Source organism: Vibrio sp. OPT41 (genome assembly GCF_015163595.1).
Taxonomy (GTDB): Bacteria; Pseudomonadota; Gammaproteobacteria; order Enterobacterales; family Vibrionaceae; genus Vibrio; species Vibrio alginolyticus.
Window position 1 is genome coordinate 178,598 of the sequence record NZ_JADDYH010000072.1, and the last position, 16,144, is coordinate 194,741.

Sequence of the window (16,144 nt, forward strand, 5' to 3'; positions counted from 1 at the left end):
ATTCACAGAAGTTGCTCGCGGCATTCACCGCTATTCGCAACTACTAAAGCTGGATATCAGCTAAAAAATTTAAAGCTATTCGTAGCGAAAAATACGAGAAGGAATATAACGATGGCAAAACTGAATGCCTACTTTGGCGAATACGGCGGTCAGTACGTTCCGCAAATTCTAGTTCCAGCACTGGAGCAACTAGAGCAAGCGTTTATAGACGCGCAAGAAGATCCAGAATTCCGCAGTGAGTTCATGACGCTTCTTCAAGAGTATGCGGGCCGTCCAACGGCTTTGACTCTAACTCGTAACCTAACCAAAGGTACGAAAACCAAACTGTACCTAAAACGTGAAGACCTACTTCACGGTGGCGCGCACAAGACCAACCAAGTATTAGGTCAAGCACTGCTTGCGAAACGCATGGGTAAAAACGAAATCATCGCTGAAACAGGCGCTGGCCAACACGGTGTTGCAACCGCACTAGCATGTGCGCTTCTTGGTCTGAAATGTCGTGTTTACATGGGTGCAAAAGACGTTGAACGTCAAAGCCCGAACGTATTCCGTATGAAACTCATGGGTGCTGAAGTAATTCCTGTCCACTCGGGTTCTGCAACGCTTAAAGACGCATGTAACGAAGCGCTACGCGACTGGTCTGCAACTTATGAAGACGCGCACTACCTACTAGGTACAGCGGCAGGTCCTCACCCATTCCCAACCATCGTGCGTGACTTCCAACGCATGATTGGTGAAGAAACGAAGAATCAGATTTTGGCACGTGAAGGCCGTCTTCCTGATGCGGTTATCGCATGTGTGGGCGGTGGTTCAAACGCTATCGGCATGTTTGCTGACTTCATCGAAGAAGAAAGCGTTCGCCTAATTGGTGTTGAGCCAGCAGGTAAAGGTATCGATACTGACCAGCACGGTGCACCACTTAAGCATGGTAAAATAGGCATCTTCTTCGGTATGAAAGCGCCATTGATGCAAGATCCAAACGGCCAAGTTGAAGAGTCTTACTCAGTATCTGCTGGTCTTGATTTCCCTTCAGTTGGTCCACAACACGCCCACCTAAACGCAATCGGCCGTGCTGAATACGACAACGTAACAGATGATGAGGCGCTAGAAGCATTCCAAGAGATTGCGCGTCACGAAGGTATCATCCCTGCTCTAGAATCTTCTCACGCACTGGCTCATGCACTGCGTATGGCTCGTGAGAACCCAGAAAAAGAGCAATTGTTGGTTGTTAACCTATCTGGTCGTGGTGATAAAGATATCTTCACTGTGCATGCCATCCTAGAAGAAAAAGGAGCAATCTAATGAGCCGTTATGAAAAGATGTTTGAGCGCCTAAACGAAAAGAACCAAGGCGCGTTTGTACCGTTCGTAACGGTTTGCGATCCAAACGCAGAGCAGTCTTACAAAATCATGGAAACACTGGTTGAGTCTGGCGCAGATGCCCTTGAACTTGGTATTCCATTTTCAGATCCGCTAGCCGATGGCCCAACCATCCAAGGCGCTAACATTCGCGCGTTAGATTCAGGTGCAACACCAGATATCTGCTTCGAGCAAATCGGTAAGATCCGAGCTAAGTACCCAGAGTTGCCTATTGGCCTTCTGATGTACGCGAACCTTGTTTACTCTCGTGGTATCGAGAACTTCTATGAGCGTTGTGCAAAAGCAGGCATCGATTCTGTTTTGATTGCAGACGTACCAACTAATGAAAGTGCTGAATTTGTTGCTGCTGCAGAAAAGTTTGGTATTCACCCAATCTTCATCGCACCACCAACGGCAAGTGATGAAACACTGAAGCAAGTATCAGAGTTGGGTGGCGGATACACTTACCTACTCTCTCGTGCAGGTGTTACTGGCGCAGAAACCAAAGCAAACATGCCTGTAGGTCATATGCTCGATAGACTGAACCAATTTGATGCACCACCAGCGCTACTTGGTTTTGGCATCTCTGAGCCTGCACAGGTGAAACAAGCACTAGAATCTGGTGCGGCTGGTGCAATTTCTGGTTCAGCCGTGGTAAAAATCATTGAAGCGAACGTTGAGCAGCCACAAATTATGCTCGACAAGCTAGGTGAATTCGTTTCTGCAATGAAAGCTGCCACTCAAAAATAATTTCAGTTTGATATGACACAACAACGCCCGCTTAACATTATGTTTAGTGGGCGTTTTCTTACTATCGCGTTTATACCACGTCATTTTTTGTTCAACGCCCGCACTTTCCAAATCTATCTCAAGCAGAGCTCTCAAAGAGTGTTAAGCTTGGGTAACTTAACTAACTCAATAAAGCAATGTGCAGTAAGGTTGCTACATGGAAGAAGTCAAAACACTGCTAGCCAAATGTCCTGTACTATCAGGGCTGCCAGATAAAGGGCTTAGTGAAGCAGCGCAAATGACTAAGGTTCGCTGCTTCGACGAAAAAGCACTGATTTGCAATAAAGGTGCGCTTCAATCTTCTCTTATGGTCATAGCTCAAGGTGCAGTGAGAGTGAACTCAATTAGTTCAAAAGGCAAAGAAGTCACACTGATGATTTTCGAAGCTGGTGGTTGGTTTGGAGACAATGTTTTTTCTCCCGGCATGCCTCGTATTTTTGGTGCGACCGCTCATTCTGACGTGACTGTAATGGAGCTTCCTGGAGATAAATTTCGCCAATTACTCGCCAAATACCCTCAAAGTTACCCCACTATACTCGACTTACTTAGCCGCCGCTTGTGGTCTGCTATTTCTGTTATCGAAGATGACGCGATTAGAGGAATTGAAGAACGAGTCGCCAAAAGGTTGCTGCTGCTTGCTGAATACCAACTTAATCAAGCGATCGATACTCGACCATGCGTTGTCAGGGTAACAAGAGAACATATCGCTAACATGATGGGGCTAACTCGTCAGAGTGTACACAAGATACTAAAACGATTAGAAAGTATCGGGATGCTAGAGCTAAACTATGGCTCAGTAACCATTACCAATCCGAAGCGCTTAGAAGAATACTTTAAAAAACTCGAGCAATAGATCCATTCAACAAACGCTAAGTATTGTCTAACGATAGCTAAAAACCTTATGCATCTAATTGGTCAAGAGCACAACACCATTTGCGCTTAGGCAAGTGGCGCTGTGACACAAAGACCATTGAATTGACTAAGCTATATTCAATTCAGATTTCAACTCACGTTTCAAAATCTTTCCTGTCGCACTCATCGGGAGGTGTTCACGAATTTCGACATAACGAGGATATTTAAACGAGGCTAATTGCTCTTTACCCCACTTTTGTAATGAATCGGCGTCAATGTATTCTTTTGGTTTAAGTACAACGTAAGCTTTTATCTCTTCGCCATACTCTTCATTTGGAATCCCTATCACCGCGACCATTGAAACTGCAGGATGAGTCATGAAAACTTCTTCAATTTCTCTGGGATAAACATTAAATCCACCTCGAATGATCAGATCTTTCATTCTATCGACAATAAATAAATTACCAGAACTGTCAAAGCGGCCCACATCACCAGTATGGAACCAACCATTTTGTAGCGCAGATTCAGTAACTTCTGGACGGTCAAGATATCCCTTCATAACATTATGACCACGCACAACAATCTCACCTTCTTCGCCTATCGGTAGTGCATTGCCTTCAATGTCGATAACTCTTACTTCGACGCCTTGAACCGGTTGACCTACCGAGCCTGGTATACGCTCCTGATCTAAATGATTAAAACATGCAATAGGACTTGTCTCCGATAACCCGTATCCTTCTAAGATCGGCACATTAAATGTTTCTTCAAAGGTTCGAAAGATTTCGGTTGGCAATGGCGCACCACCGCTTACTGCAACACGCAATGACGAGGTATCAAATTGATGCTGCACGTGAAGCAGACCGATGTACATCGTTGGCACACCAGCAAATATCGTCACCCTATGTTTTTCCACCAGCTCAAGAACATGTTTAGGCTCAAACCTAGGCACTAACACCAATGTTGCCCCGCCCAAAACACTAGCATTTAAGTGGACGGTTTGACCAAATGTATGAAATAAAGGCAAAGTTACTAAGTGAATATCATCGGCCTGGCTGCCCATAATGTTTTGTGCCACCAGAGCGTTCATTATGATGTTCTGCTGAGTCAGCTCAGCGCCTTTTGGTAAGCCTGTCGTCCCTGATGTATACAAAATCACACAAGTATCATCCGCATTACGCGGTATATAATCCGGCAACGGTTGGACATCGGCTATAAACGCATTGAGAGTTATTACACCATTCCAATAGCTTTGATCTTGAGATTGAGTCAGTACGACTATGCCTTCGCATGTATCGACTTGTTCAAAGGCTTTGACGCCCTCTTTTGCCATTGGCAGTTCTTTCGTCCCTTCAAAGCAGAAATAAAACTTCGCTTTTGAATCTTCTAAGTGATACTTAATTTCTCGCGCTTTCAAAAGCACATTTAATGGGACTGCAACCGCGCCAGCTTTTTGTATTGCATAATAAACAAACGCGAAAAAAGGAATGTTTGGGCATGAAATCGCAACGCGGTCACCTGGCTTTACGCCTTTATTGATTAAAGACGCTGCGATCTTGCCGGCGATCGCATTAAACTGCGCATAATTTATCTTTTCAGCGCCACATATCAACGCCGTTTTATCTGGTTTACTCGCAGCATTTCTTTGTAACGCAGCAGCAAGATTCATCATAGTCTCTTCACCTCTTACCTTGTCTTTCTCGTCTAATCAGCTCAGGAGCATTAACTAAGCAAGTTATCCTTAACACTGGATCGTCAGCATTTGATTCTCACCAGTCATTACCATTTAACATTATGTTTACAATGCAATCAGGACTAAGAATGTAAAGCAATTAACATTTCAGAAGGCAAATTAATAAAAGTGTGAGCTTGAAAGAGATGAATTGTTATAAATATCAACCCAAGTCACTAAAAACTCTGACTGCAATAGCAAATACAAAAGCGGTTAAAATTAACAAAAAGAAAACAAATAAAGAAAAATAAGCTTGAACAATCCTAAGCGCGACCCTTATAAGAAAAATCAATAGCAAACGTTTGCTATTGAACAAAACTTTATCGTTCGTCAATAAAATATCGATTAATCCATCAATAATACCTTGCTGCATATTGCCAATTGTAAACGATAAGTGTAAAAAGCAAGGCGAGATAATTATCCGTAAATCCATTTATGGTTAGTGGGTAATTTTAGGATTTTACATTTTATTAGCACAGAGGTTATGGAAGTGTTAAAAGAAAAGAGTTTGCTAAACAACATTGGCGTACAAGTCGTAATCGCCATGATCGTGGGCACAGCCGTTGGTGCCATGATGGGTCATGATGCGACAGTGTTCGCTCCTTTAGGTGCTATCTTTATCAACTTAATCAAAATGTTGGTTATTCCTTTGGTCGCTGTAGCCTTGATTTCTGGCGCCGCTGGTCTTGGGAACAGCCAGTCAGCAGGTAAAGTTGGCATCGTCACTCTAGGTTATTTTGGTTTAACATCCGCCCTAGCCGTTGCGCTTGCACTATTTATGGGTGAAGTATTCCAACCAGGCATGGGTATCGACGTCTCTGGCGTTGAAGGCATGTTCTCAGCAGAATACGCTTCAAAAGGTGAACTACCTACTTTCTGGGCAACCATCACTGGTATGATCCCAACCAACGTTTTCCAATCACTAAATGAAGCAAACATCCTACAGATCCTCGTTTTCTGTATGTTCTTTGGTATTGCGATTTCTAAGCAAGCAAAAGAGCGTCGTGAACCAATCATCAATGGTGTTAACTGCATCGTTGACGCAATGGTTTGGATGATCAACAAAGTAATGATCATTGCACCTATCGGTGTATTTGGTCTGATGGCAGAAGCCGTCGGTACGTTCGGTTTTGGTGCGCTAATGGTGGTGTTTAAACTGTTCGTTGTTTACGTTGCCGCCATCCTAATCTTCGGTTTCGTTGTTTACCCAGCAATGGTGCATGTTTTCACGAAGACATCTGCGAAGAAATTCCTGTCTTCAATGAAGAAACCGCAAGCAGTTGCGCTTTCAACAGCGTCTTCTATGGCAACACTGCCTGTTACAATGGACACCTGTGAAAAAGAGCTGGGCGTAAAAAATTCAACTGCATCATTTGTTCTGCCTCTAGGCGCAACGATCAACATGTCAGGTAATGCGATTTACTATGGCTTGGTTGCTATCTTCTTTGCTCAACTGTTCAATATCGATCTAGGCATGGGCGCTTACATTGCAATTATCGTAACGTCTACATTGGGTGCGGTTGGTCAAGCGGGTGTTCCTGGCCCTTCTTTCCTAGTGGTTGCCGTGCTTCTTGCCGCTGGCATTCCAATTGAAGGTCTACCGCTGCTATTCGCTCTTGACCGTATTTTCGATATGATTCGTACAGCACTGAACATCACAGGTGATGCTGCATGTGCAGTTATCGTTGATGCGCTAATTGAAGAAGAAACGGCAGAAGCTGAGCTAAAAAAGCAAGAAGCCTAACCCTTTCTTGAATAGACCAAAAACCGCTCATAATGAGCGGTTTTTTTGTCTTTTCTTGCATTACGTAACTATACAAATAGAAACCGATGGCATAAATTTTTCAAAATGATATAAACCATTACAAAATATAACAAAACGTTAGAGCTAGGTTATATCATGAGTCTTGAGCAATCTTTGGAATATCTCACCAAAATAAATTTGCCGATCGAACCAAAGCAGCAGGCCCTGGTTGACTCAGTTATTCTTACCCTAACGAAACAAAAACGAGATGCTCTTTTTCAACAGGTTGCTCTGTATCGAATAAAACTGCTTAAATCTCTCTTTCCTAAACACGCATCAAAAAGTCTTTCTGCACTATTTGAGTTAATGGATTATCGAGATTTAGTGCAACAGTATCCGACAGGTTTCTCCAAAGAGATTCGTTTACTTGAACAACTTGCCGCAGATTGTTACCCGCATTGGATGGTTTTCTGGTGTCAATGCGAGATCGAAGCAATCAAGCAAAAATATCCTTCAAACGAAGCTGCGATTCCTACTCCGCTTCCGTTTGACGACCACAGCTATACTAGCGTGTTAATTGAAGATATCGCAGATTGCGATCTTGAGGTAATGCTGCCAAATCATGCAGCGTTAATGCCGATTTCCGAAGCGATCACACTGAGTAATCTTGAGCTTTTCGTCCAAACTGAACAATGGTTTGAAATCTTGCCTCTTTTATCACTCTCGCAAAAAGGGCAGCACTTTGCCCTCTTGCTCAAATCGTCATCTTCACCAATCATGGTCTCCTCCGCTTTAGTGCAAAGCTGGCATCAACGAAATAACTGGCTCAGTTACTCACCACAGTTTAGTAACGAACAATGGCAGTTTTGCTTTCCTAATCATGGGTACAGTGTTCTCAATCAACTGGGTATTTTGGAGTGTCGTGCTCTAACTCATGAGCACACTCTTATTGGGTTTGATGCTCAGTTTCAATCTCATGTAAAGAACACTGAAGCGGTTTGCGAAGTACTGCGTCTTACGGTGGGAGGCAACATTCAACAAAAGCTGTATTTTTTGTATCTGGCGCAAAAAACTATGATGAGCGAGCTCTATAAAGCAGGCTATAAGCTCGGCTTTACCATTATTGAGCAAGTATTTATGTTAAATTTCTATCAATCTATTGATTTAAGTGCCTACTTTCACTCAGGATACCGCGACATTAACGGTGACGGTACCAAGACATACCGCGGTTTCTGGAATTTAGGTATGATGGTTGAAGCATTTCAAGACATACAATTTCGCGACTACAAACATTGCGTACGAACAAAAAGAATGGATAAAAAGGTGAATGAGCATGCTTGATGTTCATTTGCACGGTCTCTTTTACCCAAAAGCAATGGCATTGTACGCGACTGTACTAATAGTATTCGCTTGGTTACTGTATTACTGCTATCGCCTAAAACAGAAGAGTGAGTCAATCTTAGGCTCGCATCACGCGCCTTACATCGCTTATTCCAGCTGTATCATTGTTTGGATAAGCAGCAACGCCTATTTCCATACCGATTTATTGCCAGAATTAGGCTCTGTTGGTGGCATTTTTATGGCTAAGTTAGCGAACTTAGCGTCTTTTTTCGCCTTTGCGTTTGCATTCTATTTTTCTTGCCAGTTAACCGCAGATGTTAAAAAAACAGCGGTCAAAGTCTGGCAAAAAGTCGTCTTTGTCGCACTAGCAACGTATTCACTGTACATCAACTTAGTGCCGAATCTTACTGTCGAAAATGTCACCATTAGTGGTCCAAGCCAGTTCGTCATTGAATTTGGCCCACATACCTCATATTTTTTCATTAGTTTGCTAGCTTTCGTGGTACTAACGCTGCTTAACTTGATTGCCATGCGCGCTAACAGCAGCAAGCTCACGCTAGCAAAAAGCAACTATATGATCGCTGGCATTTTGGTATTCATGTTATCTACGGCAGTGATACACCTTGGAATGACGTATTTCCTTGGCGACTTCTCCCTAACTTGGTTACCACCAGCACTTTCAATCAGCGAAATGTTGTTTGTGGGCTATGCCCTACTTACCTCTCGCTTCTACAGCGCTAAATATCTCACGTACTTAACGGTAAGCGCGCTCTTAGTCTGCGCCATTTTTGTTCTGCCGCTAGGGGCGATATTTATTCCTATCTCTGAAGATAACCAATGGCTTGTTGCGGTACCTTTATGCGCGCTTATCGGTATCACTTGGCACTTGCTTTTTAAGCGAGTCAGTCGTTTCGCTTCGTATTTTATTTATGGGAAACGACACACTCCCGTTCAGCAAATCCTTGGGTTAGAGGAAGAGTTTAAACGCTCAATAGATGATGCTATGCGTCAGTTGGCATCGTTACTTAACATACCAAACAACAAGCTACAGCTAGTCACTAGCAATTACACAGAAACGTTTTACGAAGAGTACCTGCCGTCAAGCAAGTCAGTTCTCGTGCTAGATGAGTTGTCTGAAGAAATTGATTATGCCTCCTCTTCTAAAGGGTCGATGAGAAAGCTCTACGAGCGCATGCGCTCAAGCAATACTGCGCTCGTTATGCCTCTCTTCGGTCGTGGAAAGTCTGTTACTCACTTACTAATTTCTTCACATAAAATAGATAATAAGCTGTTTTCTAATGAAGAAATCTCAGCTCTGCAAACGTTATTAGTTCGCATCCAGAGCACCATTGAAGCCGATAGAAAGGTACGCCAAAGCCGTGCGCTGGCTAACTCCATTGCACATGAAATGCGTAACCCTCTCGCTCAAGTACAATTACAATTTGAAGCTTTAAAACAGCATATAGAGTCAAACGCCTCACTGGATACGCTAAAAAGAGAAATTGATAAAGGTGAAGCCGCTATACAACGCGGTAGACAACTTATCGATATTATTTTACGAGAAGTTAGCGACAGTTCACCAGAGCATGAGCCTTTAGCTCTCACTTCCATACATAAAGCCATCGACCAAGCAGTAAGCCGTTATGGTTTTGAAAACGATCAAATAATAGAGAGAATTAACCTGCCACAGGCACACGATTTTGTCGCGAAGTTAAATGAGACCCTGTTTAACTTTGTCATTTTCAATTTGATTCGTAACGCTATCTACTATTTTGATTCTTATCCCGACAGTCAAATTGAGATTCGTACCCAGACGGGGGCTTACGAAAACATTCTGATCTTCCGAGATAGTGGGCCAGGTATAGATAGCAGTATCTTACACAAGATATTTGATGACTTTTTCTCGTATCAAAAAAGCGGAGGCAGTGGCTTAGGTTTGGGCTATTGCCAACGTGTTATGCGCTCCTTCGGAGGACGAATAGAGTGCCAGTCTGAATTGAACGAGTTCACAGAATTCTACTTGTATTTCCCAGTCGTACCAAACGCACCAAAACCAGAGACATTAAGAGCACCGGACTTTGATAGCTGGAAAGCAACTGCATCACATTCTGAAAATCATTCAGCTCAACACGTACAAGTATGTAAAGATGCACCAACAGTGCTCATTGTAGATGACAAAGAGGTGCAACGCACCTTGGTACAGATGTATTTAAAAAGATTGGGAGTCAACAGCTTACAAGCAAATAATGGAGCCTCTGCGGTAGAACTATTCCACTCTCACAAGATTGATCTCGTTCTTATGGATGTCCAAATGCCGGTAATGAATGGATTTGACGCCAGCCAGCGGATTAAGCAAATCACATCCTCCGTTCCAATCATTGCCTTATCTGGTGAGTCTGGAGCTAGAGAGTTGGAGCTAATTTCGAAACTCATGGATGACAGGCTCGAAAAGCCCACCACGTTAAATGCACTTCAAGTCGTCATCCAAAGATGGTTACAGAACGAGAATTTTGCACCTTCCAGCACTTTTTAATTTGCAAATATAGAATTGGCACTAGATGTGCATTATTGGAGTAAATCGAATTATCCAGAAGGTCAAGCAGGCTGCAAATGAGTAGCGTATGAGCTTGATAAGGAGATCGCCATGTTACTTCATCGACATACATACTACGGCTTGATTCATCATGGAATCAAAACACTGTTACTTGATCGCTTAGGCCACTATACAGAAGAAGAGTATCATCAATATCTGACCCTGATGACTGGTAAATCCACTTGCTTCACGATGTCTCTCGAAGAGCTAGAAGCAACGGTCGATAACTTACTGCGGGAAGGCTATTTAGAAGATGTAAAAACGCTTATTTCCCAATATCAACGTGTGGCTTAAGGTTTAAAACTCTCAACTCTATTGCCGCTTCACGCGGCAATTTTTATTCCTTCCACTTGCTGTTTCGACGTGGAAGAAGCTTGCGGGCTGTACGATATACTAAGCGTTACTATTCTTACCTTAACTTCCTCAGTATTCACATCTTGTCAGATTCCGTTAGACTGTCTTCAATTCAATAATTAGGTAGATTTTGCCATCATGAAGCAGATCCTAGACTTTATACCACTCATCGTTTTCTTCGCTTTATACAAGCTGTACGACATCTACGTAGCGACAGGTGCACTGATCGTAGCAACAGCCATTCAACTTGTCGTCACCTACGCGCTGTATAAGAAAGTCGAAAAGATGCAGCTAATAACATTTGTTATCGTCACTATCTTCGGCGGCATGACCCTTTTCTTCCACGACGACAATTTTATAAAGTGGAAAGTCACCATCATTTACGCGATTCTGGCGATTGGCTTAGCAGTGAGCCACGCATTGGGAAAATCAGCCATCAAAGGTATGCTAGGCAAGGAAATTACGTTACCTGACGCTGTTTGGGCAAAGATTAACTGGGCTTGGGTTGGCTTCTTCTCATTCTTCGCTGGCCTAAATATTTATATTGCTTACGAATTGCCGTTGGATGTTTGGGTTAACTTCAAAGTATTTGGAATGTTGATCGCGACATTTGCCTACATGATTGCGACTGGCTTTTACATTTATAAACACATGCCAAAAGAACAAAAAAATAACTCATCCGATGTGTCCACTGATGATTAAAAACTCAGTTTTGCTATAATCCGCGACTTCACAGCGACCTTAGGGTCGCTGTTTTGCTCCATGTATCAGTAAACCGCTCAAACAACGTACCGTTTTCAGACCATTCTTGCTGCTGTAAACCAACTTTCTCTGGTCCGGTATCTGCGGTTTTTTAAGGACCTTTGGTTCTAGGTATTTACTATGTTGGCGCTTAGTTTGAGCGCCTTTAAGATTTAGGATGTCACAATGAGTCAAGAAATTAGCTCTCCGAAAGGTCAAATGCTGCTTCGTACCCTTGCAATGCCTGCAGATACAAACGCCAATGGCGATATTTTTGGCGGTTGGATAATGTCTCAGCTCGACTTAGCGGGCGCGATTCTGGCAAAAGAGATCTCTTGTGGTCGCGTTGTCACCGTTTCGGTATCAAGCATTACGTTCAAAAAACCTGTTGGTGTGGGCGATGTCGTATGCTGCTACGGCGAATGCACTAAGATCGGCCGCACATCCATGAGTGTCGATTTGGAAGTATGGGTCAAACCCGTCAAAGCTCACGGTGTTGGCGAACGCTTCATGGTTTGTGATGCGACCTTCAACTACGTAGCCATTGACAGTGAAGGTAAACCACGTCCGGTTCAGAATTAGTCAACCTACAACGCTAACAGTTAGAAAGGATCTCACATTTTCTGTTGTTCACTTGTGAGAGACACAAAAAAGGCGTTAAATTAACACTTTACCCTACCAATTAAGGAACTATGCTATGTGGTATGTCATCTTTTCACAGGACGTTGAGAACTCGTTGGAAAAACGCATGAGCGTTCGCCCACAACACTTGGATCGCTTACAAAAGCTACAAGACGAAGGCCGCCTTCTTACAGCTGGTCCGATGCCTGCGATAGATTCTGACAATCCTGGTGAAGCTGGATTTACGGGCTCAACTGTCATCGCTGAATTCGCCTCTCTAGAGGATGCTAAAGCGTGGGCAGAAGCCGATCCTTATGTAGCGGCTGGTGTTTACGATCATGTAATCGTGAAACCGTTCAAAAAAGTGTTTTAATTTATGAAAAAATTACTGTGTCTTTTCTTGGTATTTGGTGCTCTGGCTGGCTGTTCATCAACCGATGATAATCAGCGCCAACTTGAGCTTATGGCATCAAACCGAGCAGGAGTCTTGTCTGCGGGCCTCCCTTTAGAGTACGGTCCACTGCAAATAATGCGTGTCTCATCCAACAAAAATGTTGTAGAGATGATGATGATTTATAACGATGGCGCACTCGGTGCAAAGCCGTTAAATCAAGTACTGAATACCAGTATCTATACCTACTGCAGCAACCCAGAAGTTCGCAAGCAAATTGATATGGGCTTGATGTATCGTATTAAGGTACGTAATTCTCGCGGTCAGTTGATGGCAGATGAGTTGGTTTCCGCACAGACTTGTACTCAGGTGAAGTAGCTACAGTAATTTTTGTTGCTTTCGGCATGAGACGATGATTCGCTATTATTGGATAATCTGAAAACGAAAGTTAACAATTAAGAATAGAAAAACGGAGACCACAGTCTCCGTTTTTATTTGCTGTAACGATGTGTTACGCCAGCTCAGCACGGAGCTTCTTCGCCGCTGAAACCAGATTTGCCAATGCGGCTTCTGTCTCCTTCCAGTTTCGTGTTTTCAGACCACAATCTGGGTTTACCCACAAACGTTGAGCCGGAATTTTTTCTGCCGCTTTCTTGATTAAACCTTCAATCCATTCTTCCGTAGGAATGTTTGGTGAGTGAATGTCATAAACACCGGGGCCGATTTCGTTCGGGTAATTGAACTCTTCAAATGCTTTCAGCAGCTCCATATTTGAGCGAGATGTTTCAATGGTAATGACGTCCGCATCGAGTGCCGCAACCGAATCAATGATTTCATTGAACTCGCTGTAACACATATGAGTGTGAATCTGAGTTTCTGGTTTTGCACTTGCCGCAGAGACCTTAAACGCATTTACGGCCCATTCTAAGTACGCTTTGTGATCGCGTTTTTTGAGTGGTAAACCTTCTCGAATGGCTGGCTCATCAATTTGAATGATATTGATGCCTGCATCTTGCAGGTCAGACACCTCATCACGCAGTGCCAAAGCAAGTTGCTGCGCAATTTCTTGACGTGTGATGTCTTCACGTGGGAACGTCCAACATAAAATCGTTACTGGTCCAGTCAACATGCCTTTCATCTGTTTGCTGGTTAGCGATTGTGCGTACGTCGACCATTCAACTGTGATCGGTTTTTCACGTTCAATGTCAGCAACTACAATGGCAGGTTTCACACAGCGAGAACCATAACTCTGTACCCAACCAAATTTGGTCGTTTGAAAACCCGCCAAGTTCTCAGCGAAGTATTCCACCATGTCGTTACGCTCTGCTTCACCATGAACTAGCACATCTAGGTCGAGCGCCTCTTGACGTTTTACTGCGTCAGCAATATGTCCTTTAAGTGCTTGGATATATTCAGACTCAGATAATTGACCTGTACGATAAGCGCTGCGCTGCACCCGGATTTCACCCGTTTGAGGAAAAGAGCCGATTGTCGTTGTTGGCAACAAAGGCAAGCCCAATACTTCAGCTTGATGCGCAGCACGCTCTGCATAAGGTGCGCTGCGCTCGGCAAGTGACGCGGTAATGTTGTTTAAACGCGCTTGTACTTGAGGTTTATTCACATGTGTTGCTGTCTTGCGCGCTTTGATTGTCTGGCTATAGGTATCACAAGCGAGAATCGCATTTTGATCACCATCGAGCGCTCGGCCAAGCAAGGCGACTTCTGCCACTTTTTGTTTTGCAAAGGCAAACCAACTTTTTACTTCTTCGCTCAGTTCTGTTTCCAGTGCTAAATCAACAGGGCTATGTAGAAGAGAACATGAACTGGCAACCCAAAGTTTGTCGCCCAGTTTCTCTTTGACTGGCTGTAGACGCTCGAGTTGGGCACTTAAATCCGAACGCCATACGTTACGACCATTCACAACGCCAGCAGAAAGCACCCACCCCTCCGGTAACTTGGCAACCACATCGTCAAGCTGCTGAGGGACGGCAGATAAATCGATATGCAAACCATCCACCGGTAGCTCTACAATTTTGTCTAGCGTATCGCTTACGGAGTCAAAGTACGTCGTTAGCAGCACTTTTACATCGCTTCGAATCACTTGGTAGGCCAGCTTAAACGAATCAGCCCATTTGCTTTCTAGCTCCAGTGACAAAATTGGCTCATCAATCTGAACCCACTCAACACCTTGACTTGCTAGCTTTGCCAAAATAGCTTGGTAAGCAGTAAGTAAGCGTGGTAGCAGGGTTAAGCGGTCAAACCCTTCTTCGACCTCTTTGCCCAAGTAAAGGTAACTGACTGGGCCAAGCAAAACAGGCTTCACTTGGTGGCCAGCTTGAAGCGCTTCGTTGACTTCTTCAAACAGTTGCGGCCAGCTCACTTCAAACGTATCGTCCTTGCTGAATTCAGGGACGATGTAATGGTAGTTTGTGTTGAACCATTTGGTCATATCCGATGCCGCAGCGCCCGCACAGCTGCAACCCGCCTGAGATTGACCGCGACCCACTTTGAACAACGTATCCAGGTTAGGGAAACCATCAGCGTGACGCTTTGGCACATGACCCAATAGCAACGTGGTCGTCAGTACATGATCATACCAAGCGAAGTCGCCAGCAGTGGCAAAACTCAAACCTGAATCCGTTTGTGTTTGCCAGTTTTTGGCGCGTAGATCTGCCCCAACCTTTTTAAGCTCAGCTTGATCAATTTCTCCTCGCCAGTATTTCTCCTGAGCGAATTTTAATTCTCTTTTTTCACCAATGCGTGGATAACCTAGTATGTGAGTCGTTGTCGCCATGTCCCTATTCCTTTCTCAATTTTGTTCAATTTGTTTGGATCAGAGCATCTTTCGGTAAAGAATAAGATGTCTGGATGGCTAAACTATCGCTCTCATCTGATATTAGAACAACGTCCATTTATTCAACTTGTTTATTAAAAAAATTCATCATGAAGCGACATGATTCGCAAATAAAAACAACAAATAGACGTCTAGACGTTTACATATCCATTTTTTGTCGTTAAGTTATTTACACGATTGCTATTCTGTTCATAGCGAGCAACAAAGGATGAAAGGAATTCATGATAGAGCTAAAACATTTGCGGACACTCACTTCGCTTCGAGACACTGGCTCTCTAACGGCGACAGCGACCGCTTTGCATCTCACTCAGTCGGCACTGTCTCATCAGATCAAAGATTTGGAGGCGCGAATTGGAGGGCAACTGTTCCTGAGAAAGACTCGTCCGGTGAAGTTCACTTCAGAGGGAGAAATCCTATTGCGTCTTGCAGAAGATATCCTTCCGAAACTCGCAAGAGCAGAAAATGATTTAGCGAGCTTGAAAGAGGACGTCAATGGCCGATTACATATGGCCATTGAATGTCACTCTTGCTTCCAATGGCTAATGCCTGCACTTAGGGAGTACCAACTTGCTTGGCCTAGCGTAACATTGGACTTTTCCTCTGGTTTTGGCTTTGAACCACTCCCAGCTCTATTGGCAGGCGAACTCGATCTCGTTATTACTTCCGATATCCAACCTCGATCCGAAGTCCACTACGAGCCTCTATTCGACTTTGAAATGCGTTTAATTACCGCAACCAACCACCCATTGGCGGAAAAAGAAATTATTGAGCCGCAAG

14 protein-coding genes are annotated in these 16,144 nt (G+C 43.8%); 12 read left to right on the forward strand and 2 right to left on the reverse strand.

Features of this window, described 5'->3' with window-relative positions:
* The first annotated feature begins 111 nt into the window (after positions 1 to 111).
* The 3 genes from trpB (at position 112) to IQP38_RS23675 (ending at position 3,000) form a co-directional block, all read left to right on the forward strand.
* Positions 112 to 1,302 carry a tryptophan synthase subunit beta gene (gene trpB / locus IQP38_RS23665; protein WP_193838090.1) on the forward strand — a complete coding sequence of 397 codons (1,191 nt, stop codon included), beginning with the start codon at positions 112 to 114 and terminating at the stop codon, positions 1,300 to 1,302.
* Positions 1,302 to 2,108 (forward strand): tryptophan synthase subunit alpha, encoded by an 807-nt coding sequence (gene trpA / locus IQP38_RS23670; protein WP_025767264.1) that lies wholly within the window; start codon positions 1,302 to 1,304, stop codon positions 2,106 to 2,108. Before trpB ends, trpA begins: the two co-directional genes overlap by 1 nt.
* 196 nt (positions 2,109 to 2,304) lie before the next feature.
* Positions 2,305 to 3,000 (forward strand): Crp/Fnr family transcriptional regulator, encoded by a 696-nt coding sequence (locus tag IQP38_RS23675; protein ID WP_182016734.1) that lies wholly within the window; start codon positions 2,305 to 2,307, stop codon positions 2,998 to 3,000.
* Positions 3,001 to 3,126: 126 nt separating this feature from the next.
* Here IQP38_RS23675 and IQP38_RS23680 read toward each other — a convergent pair whose 3' ends face one another.
* Positions 3,127 to 4,668, reverse strand: coding sequence for a long-chain-fatty-acid--CoA ligase (locus IQP38_RS23680; protein ID WP_170893473.1), 1,542 nt, complete (start codon positions 4,666 to 4,668; stop codon positions 3,127 to 3,129).
* Between the two features lie 544 nt (positions 4,669 to 5,212).
* Here IQP38_RS23680 and IQP38_RS23685 point away from each other — a divergent pair.
* From IQP38_RS23685 to IQP38_RS23720, 8 genes are all read left to right on the forward strand, one after another.
* Positions 5,213 to 6,472, forward strand: a complete 1,260-nt coding sequence (locus IQP38_RS23685; RefSeq protein ID WP_005376774.1) for a dicarboxylate/amino acid:cation symporter — start codon at positions 5,213 to 5,215, stop codon at positions 6,470 to 6,472.
* A gap of 156 nt (positions 6,473 to 6,628) precedes the next feature.
* On the forward strand, positions 6,629 to 7,813 hold the full coding sequence (locus IQP38_RS23690; protein ID WP_193838091.1) for an acyl-homoserine-lactone synthase: 1,185 nt from the start codon (positions 6,629 to 6,631) through the stop codon (positions 7,811 to 7,813).
* Positions 7,806 to 10,346 carry a quorum-sensing autoinducer 1 sensor kinase/phosphatase LuxN gene (gene luxN / locus IQP38_RS23695; RefSeq protein ID WP_167415321.1) on the forward strand — a complete coding sequence of 847 codons (2,541 nt, stop codon included), beginning with the start codon at positions 7,806 to 7,808 and terminating at the stop codon, positions 10,344 to 10,346. The genes IQP38_RS23690 and luxN overlap by 8 nt, the downstream gene beginning before the upstream one ends.
* 111 nt (positions 10,347 to 10,457) lie before the next feature.
* Entirely contained in the window at positions 10,458 to 10,700 is a 243-nt protein-coding gene (locus IQP38_RS23700; protein ID WP_017634694.1) for a hypothetical protein, read from the forward strand.
* A 198-nt stretch (positions 10,701 to 10,898) separates the two neighbouring features.
* On the forward strand, positions 10,899 to 11,462 hold the full coding sequence (locus tag IQP38_RS23705; RefSeq protein WP_005376769.1) for a septation protein A: 564 nt from the start codon (positions 10,899 to 10,901) through the stop codon (positions 11,460 to 11,462).
* A gap of 225 nt (positions 11,463 to 11,687) precedes the next feature.
* Complete coding sequence (gene yciA / locus IQP38_RS23710) at positions 11,688 to 12,083, forward strand: acyl-CoA thioester hydrolase YciA (protein ID WP_005376768.1); 396 nt, start codon at positions 11,688 to 11,690, stop codon at positions 12,081 to 12,083.
* 115 nt (positions 12,084 to 12,198) lie between these two features.
* On the forward strand, positions 12,199 to 12,495 hold the full coding sequence (locus tag IQP38_RS23715; protein ID WP_005386727.1) for a YciI family protein: 297 nt from the start codon (positions 12,199 to 12,201) through the stop codon (positions 12,493 to 12,495).
* 3 nt (positions 12,496 to 12,498) lie between these two features.
* Positions 12,499 to 12,891, forward strand: a complete 393-nt coding sequence (locus tag IQP38_RS23720) for a GspS/AspS pilotin family protein (RefSeq protein ID WP_005386726.1) — start codon at positions 12,499 to 12,501, stop codon at positions 12,889 to 12,891.
* 133 nt (positions 12,892 to 13,024) lie between these two features.
* On the opposite strand, the gene metE is transcribed toward IQP38_RS23720, so the two are convergent.
* Entirely contained in the window at positions 13,025 to 15,307 is a 2,283-nt protein-coding gene (gene metE, locus IQP38_RS23725) for a 5-methyltetrahydropteroyltriglutamate--homocysteine S-methyltransferase (RefSeq protein WP_054577048.1), read from the reverse strand.
* A gap of 281 nt (positions 15,308 to 15,588) precedes the next feature.
* Between metE and IQP38_RS26785 the strand changes: the two genes are divergently transcribed.
* Positions 15,589 to 16,144, forward strand: a 556-nt coding sequence (locus tag IQP38_RS26785) for a LysR substrate-binding domain-containing protein (RefSeq protein ID WP_228010178.1), incomplete at its 3' end; no start/stop codon positions are given.